The sequence below is a fragment of the Allobosea sp. TWI1241 genome (assembly GCF_039673065.1).
GTDB lineage: Bacteria > Pseudomonadota > Alphaproteobacteria > Rhizobiales > Beijerinckiaceae > Allobosea.
This window is the reverse complement of the sequence record NZ_JBDJKW010000001.1, coordinates 376,225-402,677: the sequence shown is the minus strand read 5'-3', so window position 1 is coordinate 402,677 and position 26,453 is coordinate 376,225. Positions and strand designations below refer to the sequence as shown.

General features: G+C 68.4%; 23 protein-coding genes and 2 pseudogenes. 18 read left to right on the top strand and 7 right to left on the bottom strand.

From position 1 onward, the window contains the following. The 3 genes from ABE438_RS01940 to ABE438_RS01930 all read right to left on the bottom strand — a co-directional run bounded on the left by ABE438_RS01940 (position 1) and on the right by ABE438_RS01930 (position 4,521). Complete coding sequence (locus ABE438_RS01940; RefSeq protein WP_346500661.1) at positions 1–1,242, bottom strand: MFS transporter; 1,242 nt, start codon at positions 1,240–1,242, stop codon at positions 1–3. A gap of 20 nt (positions 1,243–1,262) precedes the next feature. Beyond that, the gene (locus ABE438_RS01935) at positions 1,263–3,407 is read right to left on the bottom strand and encodes a TonB-dependent receptor (RefSeq protein WP_346500660.1); all 2,145 of its coding nucleotides are present in this window, start codon (positions 3,405–3,407) and stop codon (positions 1,263–1,265) included. Between the two features lie 124 nt (positions 3,408–3,531). Beyond that, a complete protein-coding gene (locus ABE438_RS01930; RefSeq protein ID WP_346500658.1) occupies positions 3,532–4,521 on the bottom strand; it encodes a helix-turn-helix transcriptional regulator in 990 nt (329 codons plus the stop codon). A 583-nt stretch (positions 4,522–5,104) separates the two neighbouring features. Between ABE438_RS01930 and ABE438_RS01925 the strand changes: the two are divergent. The 8 genes and pseudogenes from ABE438_RS01925 to ABE438_RS01890 form a co-directional block, all read left to right on the top strand. Continuing rightward, positions 5,105–5,843: pseudogene (locus ABE438_RS01925) on the top strand (IS5 family transposase); the annotation flags it as partial. Further along, positions 5,844–6,752: pseudogene (locus ABE438_RS01920) on the top strand (IS3 family transposase); the annotation flags it as partial. It abuts the pseudogene before it with no gap. 485 nt (positions 6,753–7,237) lie between these two features. Next, positions 7,238–8,095: a flagellar motor stator protein MotA gene (gene motA, locus ABE438_RS01915; RefSeq protein WP_346500656.1), complete on the top strand. Its 858-nt coding sequence runs from the start codon at positions 7,238–7,240 to the stop codon at positions 8,093–8,095. Between the two features lie 28 nt (positions 8,096–8,123). Next, positions 8,124–8,996 (top strand): flagellar motor protein MotB, encoded by an 873-nt coding sequence (locus tag ABE438_RS01910; protein ID WP_346500654.1) that lies wholly within the window; start codon positions 8,124–8,126, stop codon positions 8,994–8,996. A 356-nt stretch (positions 8,997–9,352) separates the two neighbouring features. Next, positions 9,353–10,282 carry a metal ABC transporter solute-binding protein, Zn/Mn family gene (locus ABE438_RS01905; RefSeq protein WP_346500652.1) on the top strand — a complete coding sequence of 310 codons (930 nt, stop codon included), beginning with the start codon at positions 9,353–9,355 and terminating at the stop codon, positions 10,280–10,282. Further along, positions 10,282–11,145 (top strand): metal ABC transporter ATP-binding protein, encoded by an 864-nt coding sequence (locus tag ABE438_RS01900; protein ID WP_346500650.1) that lies wholly within the window; start codon positions 10,282–10,284, stop codon positions 11,143–11,145. Before ABE438_RS01905 ends, ABE438_RS01900 begins: the two co-directional genes overlap by 1 nt. 3 nt (positions 11,146–11,148) lie before the next feature. Continuing rightward, positions 11,149–12,369 carry a metal ABC transporter permease gene (locus ABE438_RS01895; protein WP_346500648.1) on the top strand — a complete coding sequence of 407 codons (1,221 nt, stop codon included), beginning with the start codon at positions 11,149–11,151 and terminating at the stop codon, positions 12,367–12,369. Continuing rightward, on the top strand, positions 12,366–13,289 hold the full coding sequence (locus tag ABE438_RS01890; RefSeq protein ID WP_346500646.1) for a metal ABC transporter permease: 924 nt from the start codon (positions 12,366–12,368) through the stop codon (positions 13,287–13,289). The genes ABE438_RS01895 and ABE438_RS01890 overlap by 4 nt, the downstream gene beginning before the upstream one ends. A gap of 180 nt (positions 13,290–13,469) precedes the next feature. On the opposite strand, the gene ABE438_RS01885 is transcribed toward ABE438_RS01890, so the two are convergent. After that, positions 13,470–13,910, bottom strand: a complete 441-nt coding sequence (locus ABE438_RS01885; RefSeq protein WP_346500644.1) for a hypothetical protein — start codon at positions 13,908–13,910, stop codon at positions 13,470–13,472. Positions 13,911–14,148: 238 nt separating this feature from the next. On the opposite strand from ABE438_RS01885, the gene ABE438_RS01880 reads away from it, so the two are divergent. The 10 genes from ABE438_RS01880 to ABE438_RS01835 all read left to right on the top strand — a co-directional run bounded on the left by ABE438_RS01880 (position 14,149) and on the right by ABE438_RS01835 (position 23,168). Then, positions 14,149–14,616, top strand: a complete 468-nt coding sequence (locus ABE438_RS01880; protein ID WP_346500642.1) for a response regulator — start codon at positions 14,149–14,151, stop codon at positions 14,614–14,616. A gap of 134 nt (positions 14,617–14,750) precedes the next feature. Beyond that, on the top strand, positions 14,751–15,032 hold the full coding sequence (locus ABE438_RS01875) for an STAS domain-containing protein (RefSeq protein ID WP_346500640.1): 282 nt from the start codon (positions 14,751–14,753) through the stop codon (positions 15,030–15,032). A gap of 6 nt (positions 15,033–15,038) precedes the next feature. Further along, entirely contained in the window at positions 15,039–15,398 is a 360-nt protein-coding gene (locus tag ABE438_RS01870; protein ID WP_346500638.1) for a response regulator, read from the top strand. Between the two features lie 8 nt (positions 15,399–15,406). Continuing rightward, positions 15,407–17,719, top strand: a complete 2,313-nt coding sequence (locus ABE438_RS01865) for a chemotaxis protein CheA (protein WP_346500636.1) — start codon at positions 15,407–15,409, stop codon at positions 17,717–17,719. Positions 17,720–17,722: 3 nt separating this feature from the next. Next, positions 17,723–18,229, top strand: coding sequence for a chemotaxis protein CheW (locus ABE438_RS01860; RefSeq protein WP_346500634.1), 507 nt, complete (start codon positions 17,723–17,725; stop codon positions 18,227–18,229). A 90-nt stretch (positions 18,230–18,319) separates the two neighbouring features. Continuing rightward, positions 18,320–20,191, top strand: a complete 1,872-nt coding sequence (locus ABE438_RS01855) for a methyl-accepting chemotaxis protein (protein WP_346500632.1) — start codon at positions 18,320–18,322, stop codon at positions 20,189–20,191. A 5-nt stretch (positions 20,192–20,196) separates the two neighbouring features. Continuing rightward, on the top strand, positions 20,197–21,069 hold the full coding sequence (locus ABE438_RS01850; RefSeq protein ID WP_346500630.1) for a CheR family methyltransferase: 873 nt from the start codon (positions 20,197–20,199) through the stop codon (positions 21,067–21,069). Continuing rightward, positions 21,066–21,665, top strand: coding sequence for a chemoreceptor glutamine deamidase CheD (gene cheD, locus ABE438_RS01845; protein WP_346500629.1), 600 nt, complete (start codon positions 21,066–21,068; stop codon positions 21,663–21,665). Before ABE438_RS01850 ends, cheD begins: the two co-directional genes overlap by 4 nt. Continuing rightward, positions 21,662–22,771, top strand: coding sequence for a chemotaxis-specific protein-glutamate methyltransferase CheB (cheB, locus tag ABE438_RS01840; RefSeq protein WP_346500627.1), 1,110 nt, complete (start codon positions 21,662–21,664; stop codon positions 22,769–22,771). Before cheD ends, cheB begins: the two co-directional genes overlap by 4 nt. 10 nt (positions 22,772–22,781) lie before the next feature. Beyond that, positions 22,782–23,168 (top strand): response regulator, encoded by a 387-nt coding sequence (locus ABE438_RS01835; protein WP_346500625.1) that lies wholly within the window; start codon positions 22,782–22,784, stop codon positions 23,166–23,168. 112 nt (positions 23,169–23,280) lie between these two features. Here ABE438_RS01835 and ABE438_RS01830 read toward each other — a convergent pair whose 3' ends face one another. The 3 genes from ABE438_RS01830 to ABE438_RS01820 all read right to left on the bottom strand — a co-directional run bounded on the left by ABE438_RS01830 (position 23,281) and on the right by ABE438_RS01820 (position 26,373). Beyond that, positions 23,281–24,696: a mannose-1-phosphate guanylyltransferase/mannose-6-phosphate isomerase gene (locus ABE438_RS01830; protein ID WP_346500623.1), complete on the bottom strand. Its 1,416-nt coding sequence runs from the start codon at positions 24,694–24,696 to the stop codon at positions 23,281–23,283. 98 nt (positions 24,697–24,794) lie between these two features. Next, the gene (gene mog / locus ABE438_RS01825) at positions 24,795–25,355 is read right to left on the bottom strand and encodes a molybdopterin adenylyltransferase (RefSeq protein WP_346500621.1); all 561 of its coding nucleotides are present in this window, start codon (positions 25,353–25,355) and stop codon (positions 24,795–24,797) included. A 10-nt stretch (positions 25,356–25,365) separates the two neighbouring features. Beyond that, positions 25,366–26,373, bottom strand: coding sequence for an NAD-dependent epimerase (locus ABE438_RS01820; RefSeq protein ID WP_346500619.1), 1,008 nt, complete (start codon positions 26,371–26,373; stop codon positions 25,366–25,368). Between the last annotated feature and the right edge of the window lie 80 nt (positions 26,374–26,453).

Below are 26,453 nucleotides of genomic sequence, written 5' to 3'. Positions count from 1 at the left end.
TCAACTGGCTTCGAATCCGGTAGGACCTGCGGTGCTCTTCGGCTGAGCTGACGGGCTCGGAGCCCATAGAAGAGCGCTGCCGGCTGCCGCAAGAGCGAACAACGCCGAGGCCGAGAAGATCGCGCCGTAGCCCAGCATGTCGCCGCCTTGCCCGGACAGGAGGCCGCCGGCGAGACGCAGCGCCGCCTCCAGCGAGGTCAGCAGCCCGTAATCCGTGGCGGCCCGCTCCGGCGCGGCGTAACCCATATAGAGCTGGTACATCGCCACCATCAACGCTCCCGAGATCGCGCAATCGACGACCACCAGCCCGGCGACGACCGCGGCGGGCAAGGCGAGCGACATCGCGAGCGCCGCCATGGCCGCCGCCTTCGCCATATAGAGGCCAGCCAGGACCGCCAGGCTTCCAAAGCGGCGGACCAGCCAGCCGGTGGCGGCGCTCGCCGGCAGGATGCAGGCCATGCCGAGCGTGCCGATGATCCAGCCGACCTCGGCGGCGCTGAAGCCACGATCGATCATGATCGCGGGAAGCAGCGCGTCTGCGCCGGCCGCACCACCGGCGAGCAAGATCAGCAGTCCGAGACGCGCAAAGCCAGGTCGCCGGAACAGGCCGCTCCAGCTCGCCAGCAAGGCGCGCATGCCGAGGCGGCGCCCCGCGGCGACGGGGCGCTCCTGCGAAATGCGCGGGACCGGCTCCAGCCAGGCAGGAAGCGAGAGCGCAGCGATCAGAAGCGAGACGACGACGATCGCCACGGCCCATGGCAGATGAGCGCCGAGCGTGAGGATCAGCCCGCCGCCGATGATGCCGCCGAGCGTGATGCCGGCGACCTGCCCGGCATTGGCGAGCGCACGCTGCTTCTCGTCGAGCGCCTCGATCAGCCAGGCGGCGAGCACGACCTGCAAGGTCGCGCCGACAGCGGCGCTGACGAGTGAAATCACGATCAACGGCCAGTGCGGGCTGCCTGGCGGGAAAGCGGCGACCGCGAGGAAGACCGCGGCCATGGCGATCGGCAGGGTGCGCAGCCAGGCAATACGGGAACGGAACGGCGGAGCGGCGGCGGCGTCGAAATACGGTGCCCATAGCCATTTAAGAGCCCAGGGTAGCCAGATTACATAGGCAAGGCCGACAGTGGCGAGCGAGGCGCCGCCATCGCGCATCAGGGCCGGCATCGCCACGGTGAAGAAATAGGCCGGCATCCCCTGGACGAGGTTGAGCAGGCCGACCGTAAACAGATGCCGCAGCATAATGTCCCTACCGCCTTCGTTTACCAGTTGCGGCTGAGGCCAAGGCCAATGACCCGCCCGCGGCCCACCGCCATCGAATGCACGGCCGGGCTGTATGCGGCGCCGTAGAGTTGCGGACGCTCGTCGAGCAGGTTGTTGGCGAAGGCGTAAACTTGCGTATCGCGCCCCGACCAGCCGATCCGGCCGTTGACGATGTGATAGGCGTCGAGCTTGAAGTTGTTGGCGAGATCGGCTTCGCGCTGCCCGACATATTGGTAGCTGGCGCGGGCGAGGAACTCGCCGGGAAGGCCGATGAGCGAAGCAGGCAGGCGGTAATCGACGCCAAAGCTCGCCGTCACGCTAGGAGCGTTCGGCACGGCGTTGCCATTGCGGTAGCGCGTCTGCGTGACCGGCACATTGACCAATTCGGAACGTGTCAGACCGAAACTGCCATTGAGCGAGAGTTGGTCGGTCAGGCGCAGGCTGCCCTCGAGTTCGAAGCCGCGGCTGCGATAGTCCTGATTGGCGAAGACGTAGCTCACGGTGCTGCCCGAGACCAGGAAGTCGATGATCTGACCCTTCTCCACGTCATTGAAGAACAGGCTGGCGTTGAGCCGGGCACGACCGTCGAGGAAATCGCTCTTGGCGCCGAGCTCATAGGTCCAGCCGGTCGACGGCGAGAAGGCGCGATTGGGGAGGCCGAGCGCGGAGTTGAGCGTGACTTTGTCGAAACCGCCCGATGTGTAGCCGCGCGCCACTGAGCCATAGGTGATCAGCCCCGGCTGCCATTCATAGGAGAGGGCGGCGCGGCCTGTCAGATAGGTGTCGGAAATGCTGTTGCGGTCGGTGAGGATGCCGGGCGCCCCGAGCGGGCGATAGCGCGAATCGAGCGACTGCCAGTCACGCGCCAACCGCAGGCCGCCGGAGAGCTTCAGGCGCTCGCTCAACGGCACGGTGGCATCCCCGAAGATTGCGCCGGTCTGCGAGAGGATCGCGGTGTCGTAGTCGCCATTGGCGTAGACCGACGAGGTTCGCGCTGTGCGCTGCTGATCGTAGTCGGAACGGAAATAGCTGATGCCGCCGACCCAGGAGAGCCAGGAGCCCTCTGCTGAGTTCAGACGCAGCTCCTGGTTGAAGATCCGGTCGTGCTCCAGAGTGCGGATCTTGTCGTTCAGCGGATCGGCGAATGTGCGCGGCGGCAGCCCGGTGAGAGCCCCGAAGACATAGGAATCGAAATAGTCGTAGCTGTGCTTGCTGGTGATGTCCTGGAAGCTCGTCACCGAGGTCATGGTGAAGGCATCGAAGCGCTTCTCGACCGTGAGAGAGGCGTCGGCGCGGCGCAGAGTGATCCACGGCACGATGTCGCCGCCGCTGACCGGGAAGCGCGGATGCTCCTTGAGCAGCGAGAACTGGCCGGTGCGGCGATCTTGATCATAGCTCGCCCTGAGATCGATGGTGAGGTCGCCGCTTGGGGTGAAGCGTAGGCTGCCACGGCCGACACTGAGGCGCGCCGCGCCTTCCTTGCCTCCGGCGATGGTGTTGGGAATGTCGCCATCGACGCGCGAGAAGCGCAGCGCCGCGCGCCCGGCCAAGACCTCTGGCACGAGCCAGCCGCCCGCGACCGCCTCGCCGAGCAGGTGTCCCTTCTTGCCGGCCTCTACGGTGGTACGGAACTCGCGGGTTCCGTCGGCCGGCTTGGTCACCACGTTGATCGCGCCACCGAGGGCGTTGCGGCCGAAGAGCGTGCCCTGTGGCCCGCGCAGAACCTCGATCTGCTGGACGTCGAGCAGGGTGGGCGGATAGCCGAACATGGTCGTCGGCACACCGTTGGTCGAGACACCGACCGTGTTGTCGAGCGCGTTGATCGGCAAAGCGAGCGGGCCGATGCCGCGAATGTTCAGGAAGTCCTGGCCGGCGACGTTGACCGAGTTGAACATCACGTTCGGAGCAGTCGAGACCATCTCGCGGGCCGGGTCGGAGCTGGTGTTGGGAATGGCGGCCCCGTCGATGACAGTGATCGCGATCGGAACGTTCTGCGGGTCGGCCTTGCGCTTCAGCGACGTCACAGTGATCTCGTCGAGGGCGATCACGCCGCTCTTCGGCGGCTCCTGGGCGCGGGCCTGTGAAACGAGGACGAGCGCCAGCGCGCTGCCGAGCATGAAAGGGAGGCGGGAGACAGACATCATCCTGAGCTTTCCATACGGAACCGAAGCGGCGCGAGGCCAGCGTCGGGCAGTGATGTCCATCGGAGCGGGATTTGGCTATCGCGCCGGCTTTCGCGGCGTCGAACGAAACTTTCGCGGGATCAAATCAATGCGGCCGCATTTCTTTTTCGCTGCTGGGCGTCAGACCAAAGCGCCGGCGGTAGGCGGTGGTGAAGGCCGCCGGGTTGGAGAAGCCGACCCGGTAGCCGATCTGCGAAACCGGAAGCGTGCCCAGGCGCAGCATCTCGCGGGCGAGCTCAAGCCGCCGCTCGCGCAGATACTCGAAGATGGTCATGCCGTGGACCTGCCGGAAATGGCGGGTGAGTGTCGTCACGTTCAGGCCGACCATGATCCCGAGCTGGTTCAGCGAAGGTGGGCTGACGATGTTCTCGTCGAGGCAGCGGCTGACTCTCGCGACGCGGTCCTGCTCGATGGCCGACAGCGAGCGAGCCGGATCGGGAGGGCTGGCATCGGTCTGGTTGAACAGATGCATCGCCTCGGCGATGAAGGACAGCGCACAGCCTTGCAGGAACATCCGCTCGAGCAACCCGTCATAGGGGTTGTCGAGATATTGGCGCCCGATATTGGTGAGGCGCCGCGAGCGAGGCAGCTCGCGGAAGCAGAAACCGTTTTCCGCAAGCGCCTGCAAGGGGCCGAAGCTGTCGTCATCGGCGGCGAGCCTGTCGAGGCAGTCCGGCAGCAAGCGGACGCAGAGTCCGGCGGCACGGCTGCCGGCGTGACAATGCCCGGTGCAGAGACGCCCTTCGTCGAAGCCCAGCACGACCGGAACCGTCGGCCAGAGGCAGTACTCACCGTGGTCCGCGACCGTGAGCTGCGCCGGATCACCTTCGAGCAGGAGGCCGAATGCGATGCCACGCCGCTCGCGAACTTCGAGCTTGGTGTCGATGAGGTATTCCAGGTCGTAGGCCCCGACGAAAAGTCCGGTATCGACCTCTTCGCCGATCAGCCGCCCTCTCGACAGCGCCGTATCGGCGGCGTTGAGGCGAGCCGGCGCAAGCCGCGTTTCCTGAGCCAGCCGCTCTGCAATACGCTCAATGTCGTTCTCCTGATAGCGGATCCGATCCATGCGTTCCATTCGTCCGTTCTGTCTAGGGCAGGCCATTCTGCCTGCAGCTACGGACTGAGGCGTTCAAGCATTTTCTTCTCTCGTTTAAATAATTCGAGGGCAGCGCTTTATCGTGGCCGCAGTTTTGCCTCGTGTGTTATCGATGTGTCGTTCATGCTGGCCATGTCTCTTATAACATTTTTATTTTGTTTTATTTTAATCTGAGTAACTGAACGTCATCAGACTTAATTTCTATCGCCTCTGCGTCAAGTCGTGGAAACCGGAACCCTGTTGCAGCTTCGAGCCGTCTCGCGACTTCCAAGGTTACTCGCCTCGTCTCAGCACTTGCCGCAATCCGGAGGGAAATCGCAGAGTGTGCGCTGGTTGAGGAGGTTGGCGCCACACGATGAGATCGCGCCGGCGGTCAGCGCGGCACGAAGCCACAAACGTAACTGGTCTGAGGAGGCAGTTTAGCCGTTAAGTCCTGGCGCCGGGTGTTATGTCGGATCATCAGCTCGGCGAGCGCGGAATCGGTTGCCCCTAGGGTCTGGACCCATAAATTGGTTGGCGTCGCCGGCGCAGTGTGATTCACGGCTTCCGAAAGGAAACACGGATGAATCGGGATCGTTTCTGGCTGACGGACGCGCAATTTGCTCGGATCGAGCCGCATTTTCCAACCGATACGCGGGGCAAACCGCGCGTGGATGACCGCCGGGTGATCAGCGGCATCGTCCACGTCCTGAAGTCGGGCGGGCGCTGGATCGATGCGCCGCCGGATTACGGACCGCGCAAGACGCTCTACAACCGCTATGTGCGCTGGGCCGCCAAGGGCATCTGGGCCGATCTCTTCCATGCGCTGACCAGCGCCGGTGGTCCGCCGGCCCAAGTGCTCATCGACTCCTCCGCTCCTCCGCCGTGAAGGCGCACCGCTCGGCCTCGGGCGGAAAAGGGGGGAGCGGAACCAAGCCATCGGGCGCTCGCGCGGCGGCCGCACGACCAAAATCCACGCGCAGACCGACTGCGACTGCCGGCCCATCGCCTTCCTGCTCACCGGCGGCCAGGTCGCCGATTGCACGGCCGGATCGGCCCTGCTGAAGCAGATGCCGGCTGCCCGCATCCTTCATGGCGACACGGGCTACGATAGCAACGCCATCCGCCGGCAGGTCGAGGAGAATGGCACCATACCCAACATTTCGCCCAAGGCTAACCGCCGCTGGAAGAACTGCTTCTCGCCTGTCCTCTACCGCGACCGAAACGCCATCGAAAGCATGTTCTGCCGCCTCAAGGACTTCCGACGTGTCGCAACCCGATACGACCGAAACGCCGTAAACTTTCTTGCAGCCGTCTGCATCGAGGAGGAGCGCGACCTGCTAAAAAAAGCCGCGCGGTACTTTGCCAGGCAACCCGAGTGAAGTACCGCTTCATGAACGAGCATCGGCATGACTATGCCGTCACGCTGATGTGCCGTGTCGTGCGGGTTGCCAGGGCAGGGTTTTATGCCTGGCTTCATACCCCGTTATCGGATCGCGACATCGAGGATGCCCGGTTGCTGGAGCTCATCCGGCACTCCCATGCAGGCAGTCACGAGATTTACGGGGCTCGCCGGGTGTTCGGCGACCTGCGGGAAGTGGGCGAGACCTGCGGCCTGCATCGTGTCGAGCGGCTCATGCGGTGTCACAAGATCCGGGCCGTCCGCGGCTACAGGAAGCCCCGCACGTTTGCCGGCCGCCCGTCCCTCATCGCGCCCAACCGTCTGCAGCAAGCTTTCACGGTAGACGCGCCCAACAAAGTCTGGGTCACCGACATCACCTACATCCGCACATGGCAGGGCTGGCTGTACCTGGCCGTGGTGTTGGACCTGTACGCCCGCAAGGTCGTGGGCTGGTCGATGAAGCCGACGCTAAGCCGCGAACTGGCGCTGGATGCCCTGCTCATGGCCGTCTGGCGCCGCAAACCCGATGGGCGTGTCCTGGTGCATTCCGACCAGGGCAGCCAATATGGCAGCGAGGACTTCAAGCGGTTCTGCGCGGCCCATTCGCTCGAAACCAGCATGACAGACGCGGCAACTGCTGGGACAACGCGGTCGCCGAATCCTTCTTCAGCAGCCTGAAAAAGGAGCGCATCCAGAAACGTATCTACAATCCCGCGCCTTGGCCCGCGCCGATGTCTTCGACTATATCGAGACGTTCTATAACCGAACCCGCCGCCACAGCCATCTCGGCGGCGTCAGTCCCGAGGCGTTCGAACGCGCTTCGGCGTGAGGCTCGGCTCTGTCCACGAAACCGGGGACCGTCCAGATGGCGCAAGGACCCATGAAGGCTCCTGACCGAAGTGAGGTAAAGCTCGATCCTCAGATACCGCGACCATCGCGATGTCATCATCTGTAATCCGGAATGTTCCGCTTAGGACCTGTGCTGGCTGGCCGAACTGACTTTCCAGATTTTAGATCGGTATCTCAATCACATACGTGTTCGTGGCTTTGTCCGGTCCGGCCCACCAATCTCCGGCTCACCCTCCACGCAGCGCCAGTAAGCCTGGGTATGCACGCGTGGGTGCGGTCGAAGATCGCTACGCGTGACGACTCGGCGCGTGCGCCGATTCCGCCCCCATGCCGCACATCCCGGAGGGGAGGGCGGATGCGCCGGCGGGCGGGGATAAACCCGACCTTAACCTCGATCGGCCATTTCCTTGGGGCAGGAGTGACTTCGCGTGGGCGGTACCTGCGGGGTGCGAGGGTGGCAGAACCATGCGGCTGATCGTCGGCACAATCATCGTCTTCGCCTGCGTCTTCGGCAGCTACGCGGCGATGGGCGGCCATCTCGAGGTCCTCTGGCAGCCGTTCGAGTTCGTCATCATTCTCGGGGCCGCGATCGGCGCCTTCATCATCGGCAACCCCGCCCCCGTGCTGAAGGCCGTGCCGATGATGCTCGGCACGCTGTTCAAGGGCCCGAAATATACCCAGGAATGCTATGTCGAGCTGCTGGGGATGCAGTACTCCCTGTACAAGCTCGCAAAGCAGAAGGGTCTGCTGGCGCTCGAGGAGCATATCGAGAACCCGAGCAGCTCGACGCTGTTCAACGCGTTCCCGACCTTCGCCGCGAACCACCACGCCGTCGAGTTCGTCTGCGATTACATGCGCATGGTGACGCTGGGCGCCAATAACGTCCACGAGATCGACGCCCTGATGGACGAGGAACTGGAGACGCATCACCAGGAACAGGAGCGGATCGTCTCGGCGATGCAGTCGCTGGCCGACGGGACGCCGGCGCTCGGAATCGTCGCCGCCGTGCTCGGCGTGATCAAGACCATGGGCGCCATCACCGAGCCCCCGGAGGTGCTGGGGCATCTGATCGGCGGCGCCCTCGTCGGCACCTTCTTCGGCGTCTTCGTCGCATACGGCTTCTTCGGTCCGATGGCGCAGTCGCTCAAGAGCACCTTCGAGGCGGAATCCAAGTACTACCTCTCGCTCAAGGCCGGGCTGCTCGCCCATATCGGCGGCCAGCCGCCGGTCATGGCGGTCGAGTTCGCCCGCAAGGCGCTGATGAGCGACGTCCGCCCGACCTTCAGCGAAGTGGAGGCGGCGACCGCCAGCCTGCCCGCCTAGCGCCGCCCCGATTTCCGACAGGCACGCAATGTCCAAGCCCAACCAGACGATCATCGTCAAGAAGGTCAAGAAGGCCGCCCATGCGCATCATGGCGGGGCCTGGAAGATCGCCTATGCCGACTTCGTGACCGCGATGATGGCGTTCTTCCTGCTGATGTGGCTGATCAGCATGACGACGCAGGAGCAGAAGATCGGTCTGGCCGAATACTTCGCCCCGGCGAATGTCAGCCCGTCGAACAGCGGCGCCGGCGGCGTCCTGATGGGCAGCGCCCTCGACAAGGCGGGCAACAGGTCGTCCCTGCCGCGCGACGTGGCGCGGGGGACCAGCGGGCTGGACGACAAGGCGCGCCCGATGACGGCGGGCGGCGCCAGCGAGCGCGAGGCCAGCCGCCAGGCCGCCAATGCGCAGGCCAATCACAGCGCCATCGCCAGCCTGCGCCAGGCGCTCCAGGCGATGCCGGACATCGCGGACCTGTCGCGCAACATCGTGATCGAGCCGACCAAGGACGGCGTGGCGGTGTCGCTCGTCGACGAGTATGGCCGCGCCATGTTCCCGGACGGCCAGGTCCAGCCCTATGATCGTACCCGTCGCGTGCTGGAGGCGATCGCGCCCACGATGCGGCGCCTGCCCAATCAGGTCTCCATCTCCGGCCATACGGCCACGGCGCGCCCCGGCTCGGTGCAGGCCATCGATTCCTGGGGGCTGACGACCGGCCGTGCGCTCGCCGTGCGCGAGATCCTGTCGGGTGCCGGCCTTCCCAACGACCGCTTCACCTCGGTGATCGGGCGCGCCGACACGGAGCCGCTCCTGCCCGACAATCCTCATCTCCCGACCAACCGGCGCGTGACGATCACGCTGCTCAACGCCGAGCCGCCGCTGCCCCCGGGAGCCCGTCCCTGACGCAGGCGGGGGCGCGGCCGCCCTTTGGCGGTCCGCGCCGCTGCTTTTGACATCTGGAGCCATTCCTCCGGAGGGCGGTCTCGCTCTGTGTCGGCCCTGCAGCGCGCCAGAGGGATGAGCCGAACGATGGGCCCGGGTCAGGATACCGGCGTGACAGACCGGCATCGTAACCTGGTGCATCCGAAACCGAACCGCTTTCCGCCCGCATCATCCCCCCCCTCCTCTCTTGCAAATGGATTGCACTTGCAATCGATGTCGTGCTCCTGCATCCTGCAACTGCAATTGAATCGCAAGAGGAGTGGCGGATGGTCGATCGGGGCAGGCGGGTGTTTCTCCGGGGGGCTGCGGGGGCAGGGGTGGCGCTGGTCGCTGCCGCCGCGTCTGGGCCTATCTTCGCCCAGGCCGCGAAGCTCGCCGTCGTCACCACGACCGGGATGATCGCCGATGCGGTGCGGCAGGTCGGCGGTGCGCATGTCGAGGTCCGGGCTCTGCTCGGCCCGGGCGTCGATCCGCACATGTACCGCCAGACCTCCTCGGACATCGCCGCGGCGACGCGCGCCGAGGCGGTGTTCTGGCACGGGCTGAACCTCGAGGCCCAGATGAAGACCTTCTTCGCCGGGCTGTCGCGCTCGCGGCCCGTGGTGGCACTCGGCGAGGCGCTGCCGAAGGACAAGCTTCTGTCCGACCAGTCAGATGCCAGCCTGCCGGATCCGCATGTCTGGATGGACCCGCGACTGTGGACGGGCGTCGTCACCGCGGCGCGCGACGCTCTGAACCGCCTGCGCCCGGCGGCCAAAGCCGATTTCGAGGCCGGCGCCAGCGCCTATCTCGCCGAGATCGAGCGGCTGGCGGACTATGCCGACAAGGCCTTCGCCTCGGTGCCCGCACGTTCGCGGGTGCTGGTGACGGCGCATGACGCGTTCAACTATTTCGGCCGGGCCTATGGCTACGAGGTCATGGGCATCCAGGGGGTCTCGACCGAGAGCGAGGCGGGGCTCCGGCGCATCGAAGATCTGGTCAAGGTGCTCGTCGAGCGCCGGATCGGGGCGATCTTCGTCGAATCCTCGGTGTCCGATCGAAACGTCAAGGCGCTGATCGAGGGCGCCGCCGCGAAGGGCCACAGCGTGGTCATCGGCGGCGAGCTGTTCTCCGACGCGATGGGCGAGCCCGGCACCTATGAGGGCACCTATCTCGGCATGATCGACCATAATGCCACGGTGATCACGCGCGCTCTCGGCGGCGAGGCGCCGGCGCGGGGCCTGAACGGCCGCCTGGCCCAGTCCTGATGTCCGTGTCGTCCACCCAGCCAGCCACCGAGGCCGCCATGTCCTCCACCGGCAATCCCCGCCTCGCCGCGAGCAATGGCCGTCGCCTCGCCGACGACAGGGCCGGCTCGCCCTTCGCCATCCGCGGTCTCTCGGTCAGCTATGGCGGCAAGCCGGTGCTGTTCTCGGTCGACTATACCGCGCCGCCGGGCGCGATGATCGCGATCGTCGGGCCGAACGGCGCCGGCAAGTCGACGCTGATCAAGGCGGCGCTGGGGATCGTGCCGCGCCTGTCGGGCGAGGTCTCGGTCTTCGGCCGCGATGTCGCGAAGGCGCGTCCGCGCATCGCCTATGTGCCGCAGCGCGCCAGCGTCGACTGGGACTTCCCTGCAACTGTGCTCGACGTGGTGCTGATGGGGCTCTACCGCGAGATCGGCCTGTTCCGCTTCGCCGGGCGCCGGCATGAAGAGGCCGCGCGCGCCTGCCTGGAGCGCGTCGGGATGGCGGCATTCGCCGACCGGCAGATCGGCCAGCTCTCGGGCGGCCAGCAGCAGCGCGTCTTCCTGGCGCGCGCGTTGGCGCAGGAGGCCGATCTCTACATCATGGACGAGCCCTTCGCCGGCGTGGATGCTGCTACCGAGCGCGCCATCATCGGCGTGCTCAAGGCGCTCAACCGCGCCGGCAAGACGCTGATCTGCGTGCATCACGACCTGTCGACGGTGCCGGACTATTTCGACCATGTGCTGCTGATCAACGGGCGGCGCATCGCCGACGGGCCGGTGGCGACGACCTTCACCGAGGAGAGCCTGCAGGCAACGTATGGCGGCCGGTTGGCGACCGCGCAGATCGACCAGCTCGCGGCGCGACCGGCGGCCGGAGCCTGAGCCATGGGCGAGCGCATGGAGGCCTTCCTCTCCGCTCTGCTGCTGCAGGCCGGTTTCAATACCACGCTGGTCAGCCTGGGCGCGGCGCTGCTCGGGGCGAGCGCGGGCGCCATCGGCACTTTCGTCCTGCTGCGCAAGCGTTCGCTGGTCAGCGACGCGATCTCGCATGCGACGCTGCCGGGGCTGGCCGGTGCCTTCATCGCCATGGCGCTGTGGACCGGGAACGGCCGCTGGATGCCGGGCCTGCTCGTTGGCTCGGCGCTCAGCGCGGCGCTGGGCATCCTCGCGGTCGAGTGGATCACGCGGCGCACGCGCCTGACCGAGGACACTGCGATCGGCGCCGTGCTCTCGGTGTTCTTCGGCTTCGGCACCGTGATAGTCACGGTCATCCAGAGCCTGAGCACCGGCGGGCAGGCCGGGATCACCGGCTTCCTGGTCGGCTCGACCGCCGGCATGCTGCGCAGCGAGGCCGAGCTGATCGCGGTGACGGCGGCGCTGCTCGGCGTGGCGATCTTCCTGCTGCGCCGGCCGTTCACGCTGGTCTGCTTCGACCAGGATTATGCCGCGACGCGCGGCATCGACGTGCGGCTGACCGACCTCGCCATGATGGGGCTGACGCTCGCCGTCACCGTGATCGGGCTCAAGGTCGCGGGCCTGGTGCTGATCGTGGCGCTGATCATCATCCCGCCGGTCGCCGCGCGGTTCTGGACCAACCGGCCGGAACGCATGGTCGTGGTCGCCTCGGCGATCGGCGCGGTCTCGGCCTATCTCGGGGCGGTGATCTCCTCGACCGGTCCGGGCCTGCCGACGGGCGCGCTGATCGTGCTGGTCGCCTTCGCGCTGTTCTCCGTCTCGCTGGTGTTCTCGCCGGTGCGCGGGCTTCTGGCGGGCACGATCGAGCGCGTCGTGCTGAGCCGGCGCATCCATGAGCGGCAGGGGCTGCTGGCGCTGGCACGCGGCGAACCGATCCACGACCCGCTGACGCGCCGGGTGCTGCGGCGCCGGGGCTATGTCCGCGCCGATGGCGTCGCCACAGAGGCCGGGGGCCGTGCCGCCTCGGCGGCCGTGCTCGACGAGGCGCTCTGGGCCGCCTATCGCCGTCGCTTTCCGGACGAGGCGGCGGCCGAGCCGCGCCAGGGGCTGGTGCCGATCGCCGATGCGGTGCCGCCCGACCTGCTGGCCACCCTGCGCGGCGAGCTGCGCCCGAGCGGAGCACGCGCATGACCGGCGAAACCTTCGTGATGCTCAACCTGGTGCCACTCGGCGTCGGTATCCTCGCCTCGGTGGCCTGCGCGCTGCTCGGCAATTTCCTGGTGCTGCGGCGGCAGGCCCTGGTCGGCGACGCGATCAGCCATGTCGTGCTGCCGGGTATCGTCGGCGCCTTCCTGTTGACCGGGACGATCGCGGCCGGCGCGATGCTGGCCGGCGCGGCGGTGGCGGCGCTGGCGGCGATCCTGCTGATCGAGGTGATCCGCAAGGCCGGGCGCATCGAGCCCGGCGCGGCGATGGGCGTGGTCTTCACGGCGCTGTTCGCCGCCGGCGTGCTGATGCTCGAGCAGTCGAATGCCCGCAGCGTGCATCTCGACGTGGAGCACGCGCTCTACGGCAATCTCGAGAGCATCGTCTGGTTCTCGGCGCAGGGCTGGGGCTCGCTCGTCGACCCCGCGGCCTTGGCCGATCTGCCGCCGCAACTGCCGCGGCTGGCGCTCGTGGTCTGCGCCGTGCTGCTGTTCGTCGTGGCATTCTGGAAGGAATTGTTCATCGGCACCTTCGATGCCGCCTTCGCCGAAAGCGTCGGCGCGCGTCCGGGGCCGGTCGGGCTGGCGCTGATCGTGATGGTGGCGATGGTCTCGGTGATGGCCTTCGACGCGGTGGGGGCGATCATCGTGATCGCGATGTTCATCTGCCCGGCTGGCGCGGCCCGGCTGATGACCGACAGGCTGGTGCCGCAGCTGGCGTGGAGCGTGGCGTTCGCAGTGGCGGCGGCGGTGATCGGCTATGGGCTCGCCGCCTGGGGGCCGCTCTGGATCGGCATGGCCTCCAGCGTCAGCGCCGCCGGCATGATCGCCACCGCCTCGGGCGTCATCCTGATGCTGGCCTGCCTCGCCGGGCCGAAGCGGCGTGGCGTGAGGGTGGCGGCGTAGAGGCGCGCCCCGTCATTCCGGGGCGTGTTCGCAAGTAGGAATGCCGTCATTCCGGGGCTTCGCGCTAGCGAAGAGCCCGGAACCCATGACCATGACTGTCCCCTCGAGGCACTGGCCCGGCAGGGTCATGTGTGACCTGGCGGGGAGGGCACCTGCCGGCGCATCTCCCCGCCATGCGCCTCACTTGAAGCCGATGAGGACGCCGTCGGCGCCGAGGGTCAGCTGCAGGCCCTGGCGGCGCGCGTCGAGGCTGATGGTGACGCCCTTGTTGTTGCGCAGCCAGATCCGGCCCTCGCCGCGCGAGCCGACGGCCCAGCCCTCGCGGAGCTGGACATAGGCGCCGGCGAGATCGGCCCGGCGCTTCAGCCCGTAGACCCGGCCGCTGGCGACGAGGCGGGAGGCGCCGATGCCTCCGATGCCGAGACCGCCGATGGTGATCGGGTAGCTGCGCCCGGCATAGGTGAGGGTGCCACCACCCAATTCGCCCTGGCCGATGAAGGCGACGGAGATCTGCTCGATGCGCAGCGACCCGGTCTGCGGCCCGAGCGAACGCGGCTGGGCGGCGACCGGGGTGGCGAGGAGGACGAGCGCCGCGAGGGCGGAGAAGCGAAGTCTGGACACGGGGATGCTCCCTGGGTTGGCTGACGGCCTCAACCCGCCAGCCCCGGTCCCGGTTCCGGCGCGGAACGGGAAGCCGCCATGCGTGACGCCATGCCGGCGGCATTAACCGCAGTTTTACCGTGTTCCGTCAGGGTCTCGTGCCGGAGATGCCGGGCCATGGCCCGCCGGAACGGGGTCGTGCCGTGAAGGCGGGCGCGAGGCCCGTCTCTTCTGTCGGGTACCGGGTCACAGTCGCGTCATGCACATCGCTCCCGCCTTTCCCAATCTCTCGGTGCTGCTGATCGACCCCAGCCCGCACTATCGCCGCATCATCCGCACCATGCTCTACCAGGCGCAGCTGCAGCGCGTGTTCGAGGCGGCGGACCTGCCGACCGCGGCGACCACCTTCATCCAGAAGCAGCCGAACATCGTCATCCTCGACTGGGATCTGCCGGATGGCGAGAGCGCGAAATGCCTGGCGGCGATCCGCTCCTTCAAGACCTCGCCCTTCGCCAAGGCGCCCGTGCTGGTGATGATGGAGCGGCCGGACCGGCGCGCCGTGGTGCAGGCGGTGAAGCTCGGCGCCCATGAGATCGTGGTGAAGCCGATCTCGCCGAACAATCTCTGGCTGCACTTGTCCGGGATCATCAACGTCCCGCGCAAATACAAGGAGCAGGACGGCAGCATCTCGCTCGTCCCGCGCGCAATCAGCAACAACCTGTTCTGACCGGCTGCGCGAGCCGTCGCCGCCACCACACACGCCGCAAAAGCGCCGCAATCCCTGCCGTCCGCGCTAAAAGTTAGCGAAGTGTTTACCAGCGGCATGAGATTTTTCGATGCCCAGTCACAGGTCATTGCGCCGTGGTCATCACAGTCTCGCTGCCGCCGCTGCTCGGACGCTCCGAAGCCGCTGCCTTCCGGAACCAGCTGCTCGTCGCGATCGAGCAGAAGGAGAGCGTTGCGGTCGAGTGCGCCGGGGCCGGGCCGTTTCCGAGTCTCTGGATCCAGCTGCTCCATGCGGCGGCCGGCAGCGCGCAGGCCAAGGGGCTGAGCGTGACGCTCAGGGGCTTGTCCGCCGAGTGCCGAAAGTCGTTCGAGGCGATCGGGTTCGACTTTTCTCACAGCGCGCTCGTCGTGGAGTGACCATCGATGCGTATTCTGGCGATCGACGACACCAAGACCCTGCTGAGCCTGCTCAGCATGACCCTGCGCAATGCGGGGCATGAGGTCGCCGAGGCGGAGAACGGCGAGGAGGGCCTGCAGCGCTTCGACCAGTTCAAGCCGGACCTGGTGATCACCGACCTCAACATGCCGGTCATGGACGGGATCGAGTTCACGCGCGCCTGTCGCGCGCGTCCTGCCGGGCAGAACACCCCGATCATCGTGCTGACCACCGAGAACGGTGCCGAGATCAAGGCCGAAGGGCGCCGCGCCGGCGCCAGCGCCTGGATGGTGAAGCCGTTCGAGCCCAACATGCTCCTCGGCCTCGTCGCGCGCTACCAGAGCTGAGGCCGGCCATGGACGCGCTCGCTGAACTCAAGCAGACCTTCTTCCAAGAGTGCGACGAACTGCTCGGCGCCTTGGAGCAGAAGCTCCAGGCGCTCGACGAGGGATCGCGCGATTCGGAGGACGTCAACGCCGCCTTCCGGGCGATCCACTCGATCAAGGGCGGCGCCGGTGCCTTCGGCTGCACCGAGCTCGTCGCCTTCGCCCATGTCTTCGAGGCCTCTCTCGACCATCTGCGCTCCGGCCGCGTGGCGCTCGACGATGCGCCGTTCGGCCTGTTCCTGCGCTGCTCGGATGCGGTGTCGGACCTCGTTTCCGCCGCGCGCAACGACGAACCCGCCCAGGAGCGTCCCGATCTTCTGCAGGCGCTGGAGCAGGTCGGCCGGGGCGATGCCGCGCCGGCCAAGCCCGCGGCCGCACCGGCCGTGCCTGCGCCTGCGCCGGCCGCTCCCACGCCCGATGCGCCGCTCGGCGTCGCGGCGCTGGGCAATCTGCTCGCCATGGTCGATGCCAGGCAGGCGGCGCCCGCCGCGCCCGCTGCCGCAAGCGACGACGACGGCTGGGACGACGAGCCTGCGCCCGTCATCCGCAAGCCGGGCCGCGATGTCTGCGTCCGCATCATGCCCGAGGGCGACCTGTTCCGCCGGGTGATCGAGCCGCGCGTCGTGCTCGGCATTCTACCGCCCGACGACGTCGTCTCCATCAGCTGCGAGCTCGACGGCGTGCCGACGCTGGAAGCGCTCGACGTGTCGGAGTGCCATCTGCGCTTCACCGTGATGCTGCGCACCGAGATGTCGGTGGAGGAGCTGGTCGCCAAGTTCGACTTCGTGCTGGCCGCCGAGGAATTCGAGATCGAGCTCGTCTCCGAGGCCGATGAGGAGCAGGCCGAGGTCGAGGCCGAGCCGCAGGCCGAGTCAGTGTCCGCCGCGGCCGCGCCCGAGGTTCCCCAGAGCGTCGCCGCCGACCTGTCGGCCATCCTGGCCCGTCTCGGGCCGAGCGAACCGGCGCAGACGCCGGTGCCCGCCCCGGCGCAGACCGCCGCTCCCGCCCGTCCGGCCCAGTCCCCCGTGCCGGCGCAGCGCGCGCCCGCCCCGCCGGCCCGGGCCGAAGCGGCAGCGCGCCAGCGCCAGGCGGTCAGCGTTCGCGTCGATCTCGACCGGATCGACCGGCTGATGAACCTGGTCGGCGAGATCGTCATCACCCAGTCCATGCTGGTCGAGTGCGTGCGCTCGCTGCCCTATGACGTCTACGCCAAGACGGCCGAGGGCATCCTGACCCTGTCGCGCCAGACGCGCGAATTGCAGGACCATGTCATGGCCGTGCGGGCGCAGCCGGTGAAGGCCGTGTTCCAGCGCATGCCGCGCCTGGTGCGCGAGCTCGCCCAGACGCTCGGCAAGGAAGTCCGGCTGGTGCTGGAGGGCGAGAACACCGAGGTCGACAAGACGATCATCGAGGAACTCGCCGATCCTCTGACCCACATGATCCGCAACTCGATGGATCACGGGCTCGAGACGCCCGAGGAGCGCGTCGCCGCCGGCAAGGGCCCGGAGGGCACCATCCGCCTGGTCGCCGAGCATCGCGCCGGGCGCATCGTGATCAGCGTCACCGACGACGGCCGCGGCATCAACCGCGAGAAGCTGCTCGCCAAGGCGCGCTCGCGCGGGCTGGTCAGCGAGGACGAGCGGCTGGCGCCGGAGGAGATCGACCAGCTGATCTTCGCCGCCGGTCTCTCCACCGCCGAGGTGGTCAGCGACGTCTCCGGCCGCGGCGTCGGCATGGACGTGGTCCGCCGCAATGTCGAGGCACTGGGCGGGCGCATCAGCGTCGATTCCGATCCCGGCCGCGGCTGCCGCTTCACGCTCGCCCTGCCGCTGACGCTGGCCGTGCTGGAAGGCATGGTGATCCGCTGTGGCGACGACCGCTACGTCATACCGATCGCCTCGGTGATCGAGACGCAGCACCTCGCCACCTCGGCGATCGAGCACCTGACCTTCGGCCAGGAGGTTCTGCGCTGGCGCGGCGAGGTCACGCCGCTCTATCGGCTCGGGGCGGTGATGGGCTCCTCCGGCAAGCGCGACGAGAACATCATCATCATCGCCGAGACCGAGCGTGGCGGGAACGTCGGCATCGCGGTCGACGAGATCGTCGGCCAGCAGCAGGTGGTGGTGAAGAGCCTCGAGGCGAATTACGGCGCGGTCAACGGCGCCTCCGCCGCCACCATTCTCGGCGACGGCCTCGTCGCCCTGATCCTCGACGTGGATTCGATGCTGCGCCTGGCCGCAAGCGGTCGCCAAGCCGCTCCCGAACTCAAACTGGCTGGTTGAACGATGACGCTCCAACTCGGTGAGAAGCATTTCTCCACGGCGCAGTCCGAATCCGCGGCGCGCCGCATCGTCACCTTCCGCGTCGGCGACCGGACCTTCGGCATCGATGTCGGCATGGTGCGCGAGATCAAGGGCTGGCAGGCCACGACGCCGCTGCCGCACGCGGCCCCGCATGTGCGCGGCGTGCTCAACCTGCGCGGCGTGATCCTGGCGGTCTACGACCTGCGCACCGCCATCGGTCTCGGCACCACGGAAGCCACCGCGACCCATGTGATCGTGGTCGTCGACGTCGACGACAAGACCGCCGGCCTGCTGGTCGATTCGGTCTCGGACATCGTCGACGTGCCGGTCAGCGCCGTGCGGCCCGCGCCCGATCTCGAGCGCGACGAGCACGGGCTGATCGAAGGCCTCGTGCTGCTCGACACCGACATCGTCGCGCTGCTCGACCTCGCCGCGGTGATCCGCGACGGCGGCGACACGCAAGCGAAGCCGGCGGCACGGGTGAACTGATCAGGACCGGGCTGCGAGCCCGCGGCACCCCGCCGCCGGTGTCCCGCCACCCGACGAGACCGGAAACGGATGAGCGCGATGCCGGGGGGGTTGTCGAAACTCACCGTGAGATTGCCGGTGCTGTTCGGCGCCGGGGCGCTGGCCTCGGCCGGGCTGGCCGGGTTCGGCGCCTGGCGCGCGGCCTCGCAGGCTGTCGCCGCGGGGTTCGATCCGGCGCGGGCCGATGCGCTGGTGTCTTCCGTGCTGACCCAGGGGCTGGGCTTCGGCGTCGCGGGCTGTGCGCTCGCCGCCGGGCTGGGTTGGCTCGCCGCGCGGCGCCTGGCGCAGCCGCTCGCCGCGATGAGCGCCGGCCTCGAAAACGCCGGTGACGAGGGCTTCGCGCTGCCCGCCGGCAGCGAAACGCGCCGCGACGAGATCGGTGCGCTGGCGCGTGCGCTCGACGGCTTCTCGCAGGACAGCCTCGCCGCGGCCCGGATCCGCGCCGCGCTCGACGGCTGCCGCACCTGCATCATGGTCTGCGACGTGCAGGGCCGCGTCGTCTTCGCCAACCGCTCGCTGCTGCGCTTCTTCTCCGAGGCGCAGGACGATTTCCGCGTCGCCTTTCCCGGCATTTCCGCCAAGGACATGCTCGGCAAGGTGATGCACGTCTTCGCCGAGCAGGCGGCGCAGCAGCCCGCCATCGGCACGGTGCGCACCCAGCGCGTGCGGCTGGGCCGGCGCATCGTCGCCCTGACGCTGAGCCGCATCCTGCGCGAGGACGGCAGCGAGATCGGCTCGACCATGGAATGGCTGGAGCTGACCGAGGAGGTCCGCGCCGCCGAGGAGGTCGCCGATGTCGTCGCCGCGGCCGCCGAGGGCGACTTCTCCCGCCGCATCCCGCTCGCGGGCAAGCCGGAAGGGCTGGCGCGCATCGCCGAGGGCATGAACCAGATCAACGCGATCGTCGATGCGGCGCTCGGCGAGTTCGCGCAGGTGCTGGACGGGCTCGCGGCCGGCGACCTGCGCCAGCGCATCGACGGGCATTATGGCGGCCGGCTGGCCGAGCTGGCCGGTGCGCTCAACGAGACGATGGCCCGGCTCTCGGGCACGATCGCCGGCATCCAGGAATCCTGCGACCATGTCGCGGTGACGGCGGTCGAGATCGGCGAGGGCGCGGCCGATCTCGCGCGGCGCACGGAAGAGGGCGCCGCCAGCCTCGAGCAGACCTCGGCGACGACCGAGCAGATCGCCGCCTCCGTCCGTGACAGCGCGGCCCGGTCGCGCGCGGCGAGCCAGCTCGTCGACGGGGCGATGGACGTCGCCGGCACCGGCAAGCGCGTCGTCGCCGACGCTGTCGGCGCCATCGGGCGGATCGAGGAGGCGTCCTCGCGCATCTCCGAGATCGTCGCCGTCATCGAGGGCATCGCCTTCCAGACAAACCTGCTTGCGCTCAATGCCGCCGTCGAGGCCGCCCGCGCCGGCGAGGCCGGCAAGGGCTTCGCCGTCGTCGCCTCCGAGGTGCGCACGCTGGCGCAGCGCTCGAGCGAATCCGCCAAGGACATTCGCGGGCTGATCGCCGATTCCAACGCGCAGGTCGCCGATGGCGTGCGCTTCGTGCGCGAGGCCGGCGACGTGCTGGTGCGGATCGTCGCGGCGGTCGAGCAGGTTTCGACCACCGTCGCCGAGATATCCGACGCCGCGGCCCGCCAGGCCGGCGGCGTCGCCGAAATGAGCCTCTCCGTGGCGCAGATGGACGAGGCGACCCAGCAGAACGCCGCGCTCGCCGAGCAGAGCGCCGGTTCGGCCGCCAGCCTCGCCCGCGAGATCGCGGCGCTGAATGCACTGCTCGGCGTGTTCCGCTCGGATGAGCCGGCGAGCCGCCAGCTCCGCGCCGAGCCTCCGCGCCTGCGCCAGGCTCAGCGTGAGCGCCCGGCGCCGGCGCCGCGCCGTCGCGCGGCCGGTGGCGGCTGGACGGAGGCCTGAACAGCATGCGGTCCGATCTTCCTGCCGCTGTGCCCCTCGCCACGCCGGCCACCGAGCCGGTGCTGTCGCGCGACGACATGCGCTTCGTCGCCGCGCTGGTCTACGAGCATGCCGGCATCGTCATCCGCGAGCACAAGGAGGCGATGGCGCGTGGCCGTCTGGCGCGTCGCGTCAAGGCGCTCGGCATGACCTCGCTCGCCGAGTACTGCGCCTTCCTGCGCACGCCGGCGGCCGCGGGCGAGATTCCCGAGCTGATCAACGCCGTCACCACCAACCACACCGCCTTCTTCCGCGAGCGGCACCATTTCGACCATCTGCGCGAGGCGGTGCTGCCGCGGCTGGTGCAGGCGCATGCCGGACGCAAGGCACGCATCCGCATCTGGTCCTCGGCCTGCTCCTCGGGCGAGGAGGCCTACAGCATCGCGGCCGTCTCGCGCGAGGCGATCGGCCCGCGCAGCGATCTCGATTTCCGCATCCTCGCGACCGACATCGACACCGACATTCTCGACCGGGCCGCGGCCGGGCGCTATCCGGCCGACCTGATCGAGCGGCTGCCGGCGGACATGCGCCCGCTGCTGAAGATCGACCCGGCGTCCGGGCGCAGCGAGGTCCGGATCGCGGAAGAGCTGCGCCGCCTCATCGCCTTCAAGCGGCTGAACCTGATCGAGAGCTGGCCGATGAAGGGCCCGTTCGACGTGATCTTCTGCCGCAACGTCTTCATCTACTTCGACGCCCCGACCAAATCGGCGATCCTCGACAGGTTCGTCGCGCTTCTCCAGGTCGGCGGCTTCCTCTACCTCGGCCATTCCGAATCCCTGCCGCAGCCGCATCCCCAGCTCAGGCTGATCGGCCGGACCATCTACGAGCGCATCCCATGAACCCGGCCCCCAGGCCATCCCGACGCTATTTCGACCCGCGTTTCGACGCGACCATCGTCACCGTCGCGCCCGGTGAGCACGCGATCACCGCGGCCAAGGACGAGATCATGGCGACGGTGCTGGGCTCCTGCGTATCGGCCTGCATCCGCGATCCGCAGGCCGGCATCGGCGGGCTCAACCATTTCCTGCTGCCGCGCAACACCGGCAGCAGCGATCCCAGCGCGGCGGAGCGCTATGGCGACACCGCCATGGAGGTCCTGATCAACGACCTGATGAAGCGCGGCGCCCGCCGCAGCAATCTCGAGGCCAAGGTCTTCGGCGGTGCGCGGGTGCTCTCGGGCTCGACCATGCTGGCGATCGGCGAGGGCAATATCCGCTTCGTCACCGAGTTCCTGCAGCGCGAGGGCATCCCGGTGGTCTCGCAGGATGTCGGCGGCACACGGTCGCGACGAATCCACTACCAGCCCTCGACCGGCCGCGCCTGGGTCCAGCACGTCCAGTCGGCGGCGCGCGATCCGGCCCATGAGCAGGAGATGGCCTATATGGACCGTCTCCGTAACCAGCCTGTCGCCGGTGACATCGAGATCTTCACATGAGCGCTCCAGCAGCGGCCACGCCGGTCACGGTCCTCGTCGTCGACGACTCCCTGCTGATGCAGAAGCTGATGACGCAGATCGTCAACGCCACCCCGGGATTCCGGGTGATCGGCGTCGCCGGCAGCGCCGAGGAGGGCTGGGACCGCATCCAGGAATTGCGTCCCGACATCCTGACCCTCGACCTCGAACTGCCGGGCCGGCACGGGCTCAAGCTCCTGGCGCGCGTGCTCAAGCAGGACCCGCTGCCGGTGCTGATCGTCTCGGCCTTCGGCGGGCCGGGTGCCGACAACACCATCCAGGCGCTGGAACTCGGCGCGATCGACTTCATCGAGAAGCCCGACGGCACCGGCCAGACGCTGGACAGCTTCGTGCGCCATGTCGGCTCGGCGCTGCAGCGCGCTTCGGCCAGCCGCCGGCTGATCCTCGCCACCAAGGCGATGACGCAGGCGGTCTCCGCGGTGGGCGAGGTCGGCCGCGCGCCGCTCGCCCGGTCCGAGCCGCGTCCGGCCGGCCGCGCGCCGCTGGTGGCGATCGGCGCCTCGACCGGCGGTGTGCCCGCGGTGCAGACCGTGATGCGCGATCTCGCGCCGTCGCGCCTGCCGATGGTCGTCGTCCAGCACATGCCGGCCGGCTACACCGCGAAGTTCGCGGCAAGGCTCGCGGCGGCGACGGGGCTCGACGTCAAGGAGGCCGAGGACGGCGACCGGCTGCGGCCGGGCGGCGCCGTGGTCGCGCCGGGCGGCAACCGGCATCTCGAGATCGAGGAGCGCCGCGGCGAGCTGGTCTGCGTGCTGCGCGAGGGCGCGCTGGTCAGCGGGCACTGCCCCTCTGTCGACGTGATGTTCCATTCGGTCGCCCGCGCGCTCGGCGCGCATGCGATCGGCGTGCTGCTCACCGGCATGGGCCGCGACGGTGCTGACGGACTGTTAGCCATGCGCAGAGCCGGCGCCGAGACGTTAATCCAAAGCGGCGAAACCTGTGTGGTAAACGGTATGCCCAAAGCCGCATTCGAGATAGGAGCCGCCGAACGGGTCGTCCCGCTCGCGCAGATCGGCGGCGTGGTGGCATCCCTGGCCGGAGACCGCCCACAGCAGCGTACGGCGTAAGGAGAGTAGTATGTCGAAGGCGCGAAGCGATTATCGCATCCTCGTGGTGGATGATCAGAAGAGCATGCGCGGGCTCGCCACCTATTTCCTCCAGCAGATCGAGTTCCAGGACATCGACGAGGCGGAAAGCGCGCGCGAGGCCCTGATGAAGATGCAGGTGAAGCGCTACGACCTGCTGCTGCTCGACTGGAACATGGACGGCATGAGCGGCATCGACCTGCTGCGGGCGATCCGCTCGGTGCCGGAGCTCAACCAGATCAAGATCATCATGGCGACCTCCGAGCGCTCGGTCGACAAGATGGACGAGGCGACCAGCAATGGCGCCGACCATTACGTGGTGAAGCCCTATGAGCTGCGCGACCTCGAGGTCCGCATCCAGAAGGTGCTGAACTGCTGAGCGCGCCGAGGGCGCCGAGGACGCACACGGTTTCAAAGCCCTGGCCGTCGGCCAGGGCTTTGTCGTTCGGGGATGCCCGGACGGACGGGCGGACGTCGCGCCCGCCTGCGTCTCAGCCGCGCGCGTAGATGTCCTCGATGCGGACGATGTCGTCCTCGCCGGTATAGCTGCCGACCTGGACCTCGATCAGCTCCAGCGGGATGCGGCCCGGATTCTTCAGCCGGTGGGTGCAGCCGATCGGCAGGTAGACGGATTCGTTCTCGTGGACATGGCTGGTCGTGCCGTCGACCGTGACCTCGGCGGTGCCCGAGACCACGACCCAGTGCTCGGCGCGATGGAAGTGCTTCTGCAGGCTGAGCTGCGCCTGCTCCTTGACGTGGATGCGCTTGACCTGGAAGCGGTTGCCGATGTCGATGCGCTGGTACCAGCCCCAGGGGCGGTAGATGCGCAGATGCTCGCTCGCCTCCGGCCGGCCCTCCGCCTTCATGCGCTCGACCAGCGCCTTGACCTGGCCGGCGGCCGACATGGCGCTGACCAGCACCGCGTCGCGCGTCGCGATCACCACCACGTCGTCGAGGCCGACGACGGCGGTCAGCATGTCCTCGCTGCGCACCAGCGAGCGATGCGTGTCCAGCGCGATGGCCGGGCCTTCCAGCACGTTGCCGTCGCCGTCCTTGGGCGTGATCTCGTGGATGGAATCCCAGGTGCCGACATCCGACCAGTCGAAGGAGGCGGCGAGCATGCCGGCGCTGTCGGTGCGCTCCATGACGGCATAGTCGATCGAGATGCGCGGCGCGGCCGCGAAGCTCGCGGGATCGAGGCGCAGGAAGTCGAGGTCGCGCCGGGCGCCGGCGACGGCGGCCTCGGCGGCGGCGAGGACCTGCGGGGCGTGGCGCGCCAGTTCTGCGCGCATGCTGCGCGCCGCGAACAGGAAGTTGCCGCTGTTCCAGAGGAATCCTTCGGCGATGTAGCGCTCGGCGAGCTCCCGGCCCGGCTTCTCGACGAAGCGGGCGAGGCGATGCGCATGGGGCGCGTCGAGCGCGGCGCCCGGCGCGAGATAGCCATAGGCCGTGGCCGGATGGGTCGGCGTGATGCCGAGCGTCATGATCAGGCCGGTGGCGGCGAGGCCGGCGGCGATGCGGCAGTCGCTGCGGAAGGCCGAGGCGTCGCCGATGACATGGTCGGAGGCCAGCGCGATACAGACGGCGGCGGGATCGCGCGCCTCGGCCATCACGGTGCCGACGGCGATCGCGGCGGCGGAATCGCGCCGCTCCGGCTCCAGCACGATCTCGCCCTCGACGCCGATATCGCGCATCTGCTCGGCGGCGATGAAGCGGAAATCATGGCTGGTGATGACGATCGGCCGGTCGAAGGCCGGATCGGCGAGGCGCTGCAGCGTGGTCTGGAAGGTGGAGAGACGGCCCTCCAGCAGCGGGATGAACTGCTTCGGCATGGTCTCGCGCGAGAGCGGCCACAGGCGCGTGCCGGAGCCGCCGGCCATGACGAGCGGAACGATCTTGGCGGTCATGGTTGCGCTTCCGGCTGCGAGGGAGGTGTGTGAGCGTTTACGCGCCGCGAGGCTACCATGAGGTGAACGCGGCGGTCGCCCGGCCCGTTCCGCAGGCCTCAGGGCTTGCTCTTCTCGCCGGGGCGGAAGGCTGCGATCACCGCCGGGTCGGTCTCCAGCCGCGGGCCGCCGATCAGGTCGATGCAATAGGGGATCGCCGGCATCACCGCGTCGAGGCATTCGGCGATGGCGCGCGGGCGGCCGGGCAGGTTGACGATCAGGCAGCCGCCGCGGATGCCGGCGGTCTGGCGCGAGAGGATGGCGGTGGGCACCTTGGCGAGGCTGACCTGGCGCATCAGTTCGCCGAAGCCGGGCATCGGCTTCTCGATCACGTCCTCGGTCGCTTCCGGCGTGACGTCACGCGGGGCGGGGCCGGTGCCGCCGGTGGTGACGACGAGGCAGCAGCCCTCGCTGTCGGCCAGCGCTGTCAGCGTCTCGGCGATCACGCCCCTGTCGTCGGGGACGATGCGTGCCAGCGCCTGCCACGGGCTGGCCAGCGCCTTCATCAGATAATCGGCGATCGCCGGCCCGCCCTCGTCGGGATAGATGCCGGCCGAGGCGCGGTCGGAGACGGTGACGATGCCGATCCTGGCCGGGCCGATCTTGGTCGCGCTGCTCATCCCCGCCTCCTCAGACGCCGTGATAGTCGCGATACCAGCGCACCATGCGGCCGATGCCGTCGGCCAGCGGCGTATGCGGCCGGAAGCCGACCGCGGCCTCCAGCGCGCCGACATCGGCGGCGGTGCGCAGCACGTCGCCGGGCTGGCGCGGACGCATCTGCTTCACCGCCTGGCGGCCGACAGCCGCCTCGATCGTCGCGATGAAGTCCATCAGCGCGACGGGGGCGGCGTTGCCGATATTGTAGAGGCGCCAGGGCGCCGACGAACTCGCGGGCGAGGGCGCGTCGCCCGACCAGTGCGGGTCCGGCGCAGCCGGCTTGTCGAGCACCCGCACCACGCCCTCGACGATGTCGTCGACATAGGTGAAGTCGCGCTCGTGCCGGCCCTCGTTGAAGACCTCGATCGGTTCGCCGGCGAGGATCTTGCGGGTGAAGATCAGCGGCGCCATGTCGGGCCTGCCCCAGGGTCCGTAGACCGTGAAGAAGCGCAGGCCCGTGGTCGGCAGCCCGTAGAGATGGCTGTAGGCGTGCGCCATGCCCTCGTTCGCCTTCTTGGTGGCGGCGTAGAGGCTGACAGGATGGTCGGTATTGTCCTCGACGCGGAAGGGCGTGCGGGTGTTGGCGCCGTAGACCGAGCTCGACGAGGCGTAGACCAGATGGGCGATGCCGTTATGGCGGCAGCCTTCGAGCACATGGCCGAAGCCGACGAGATTGGACTCCAGATAGGCCTGCGGGTTCTCGATCGAGAAGCGCACCCCGGCCTGTGCCCCGAGATGCACCACGCGGTCGAACCGGCCCTCGGCGAAGAGGCGGCGCATGGCTTCGCCATCGGCGAGGTCGAGCTCGCGGAAGCCGAAGCGCGCCTCGCCGTCGAGGCGGCGCAGGCGGGCTCGCTTCAGCGCGGGGTCGTAATAGCCGTTGAGATTATCGATGCCGACGACCTCGTCGCCGCGCGCGAGCAGGGCACGGGCCGTCTCGTTGCCGATGAAGCCGGCGGCTCCGGTGACCAGAACGCGCATCATCCTTCCGGGGTTCGCCATCGCCTCATGCTGCCTGCTCTATCGGGCAGGCGGATCGCCGGGTCAACGCATTCGCCATG

Coding starts and splice junctions, on each gene's coding strand:
- ABE438_RS01865 (WP_346500636.1), top strand. CDS start 15,407: ATGGACGCGCTCGCTGAACTCAAGCAGACCTTCTTCCAAGAGTGCGAC.
- ABE438_RS01930 (WP_346500658.1), bottom strand. CDS start 4,521: ATGGAACGCATGGATCGGATCCGCTATCAGGAGAACGACATTGAGCGT.
- ABE438_RS01830 (WP_346500623.1), bottom strand. CDS start 24,696: ATGACCGCCAAGATCGTTCCGCTCGTCATGGCCGGCGGCTCCGGCACG.
- ABE438_RS01850 (WP_346500630.1), top strand. CDS start 20,197: ATGCGGTCCGATCTTCCTGCCGCTGTGCCCCTCGCCACGCCGGCCACC.
- ABE438_RS01900 (WP_346500650.1), top strand. CDS start 10,282: ATGTCCGTGTCGTCCACCCAGCCAGCCACCGAGGCCGCCATGTCCTCC.
- ABE438_RS01935 (WP_346500660.1), bottom strand. CDS start 3,407: ATGATGTCTGTCTCCCGCCTCCCTTTCATGCTCGGCAGCGCGCTGGCG.
- ABE438_RS01835 (WP_346500625.1), top strand. CDS start 22,782: ATGTCGAAGGCGCGAAGCGATTATCGCATCCTCGTGGTGGATGATCAG.
- ABE438_RS01820 (WP_346500619.1), bottom strand. CDS start 26,373: ATGCGCGTTCTGGTCACCGGAGCCGCCGGCTTCATCGGCAACGAGACG.
- ABE438_RS01860 (WP_346500634.1), top strand. CDS start 17,723: ATGACGCTCCAACTCGGTGAGAAGCATTTCTCCACGGCGCAGTCCGAA.
- motA (WP_346500656.1), top strand. CDS start 7,238: ATGCGGCTGATCGTCGGCACAATCATCGTCTTCGCCTGCGTCTTCGGC.
- ABE438_RS01910 (WP_346500654.1), top strand. CDS start 8,124: ATGTCCAAGCCCAACCAGACGATCATCGTCAAGAAGGTCAAGAAGGCC.
- ABE438_RS01870 (WP_346500638.1), top strand. CDS start 15,039: ATGCGTATTCTGGCGATCGACGACACCAAGACCCTGCTGAGCCTGCTC.
- ABE438_RS01940 (WP_346500661.1), bottom strand. CDS start 1,242: ATGCTGCGGCATCTGTTTACGGTCGGCCTGCTCAACCTCGTCCAGGGG.
- mog (WP_346500621.1), bottom strand. CDS start 25,355: ATGAGCAGCGCGACCAAGATCGGCCCGGCCAGGATCGGCATCGTCACC.
- ABE438_RS01895 (WP_346500648.1), top strand. CDS start 11,149: ATGGGCGAGCGCATGGAGGCCTTCCTCTCCGCTCTGCTGCTGCAGGCC.
- ABE438_RS01890 (WP_346500646.1), top strand. CDS start 12,366: ATGACCGGCGAAACCTTCGTGATGCTCAACCTGGTGCCACTCGGCGTC.
- ABE438_RS01880 (WP_346500642.1), top strand. CDS start 14,149: ATGCACATCGCTCCCGCCTTTCCCAATCTCTCGGTGCTGCTGATCGAC.
- cheD (WP_346500629.1), top strand. CDS start 21,066: ATGAACCCGGCCCCCAGGCCATCCCGACGCTATTTCGACCCGCGTTTC.
- cheB (WP_346500627.1), top strand. CDS start 21,662: ATGAGCGCTCCAGCAGCGGCCACGCCGGTCACGGTCCTCGTCGTCGAC.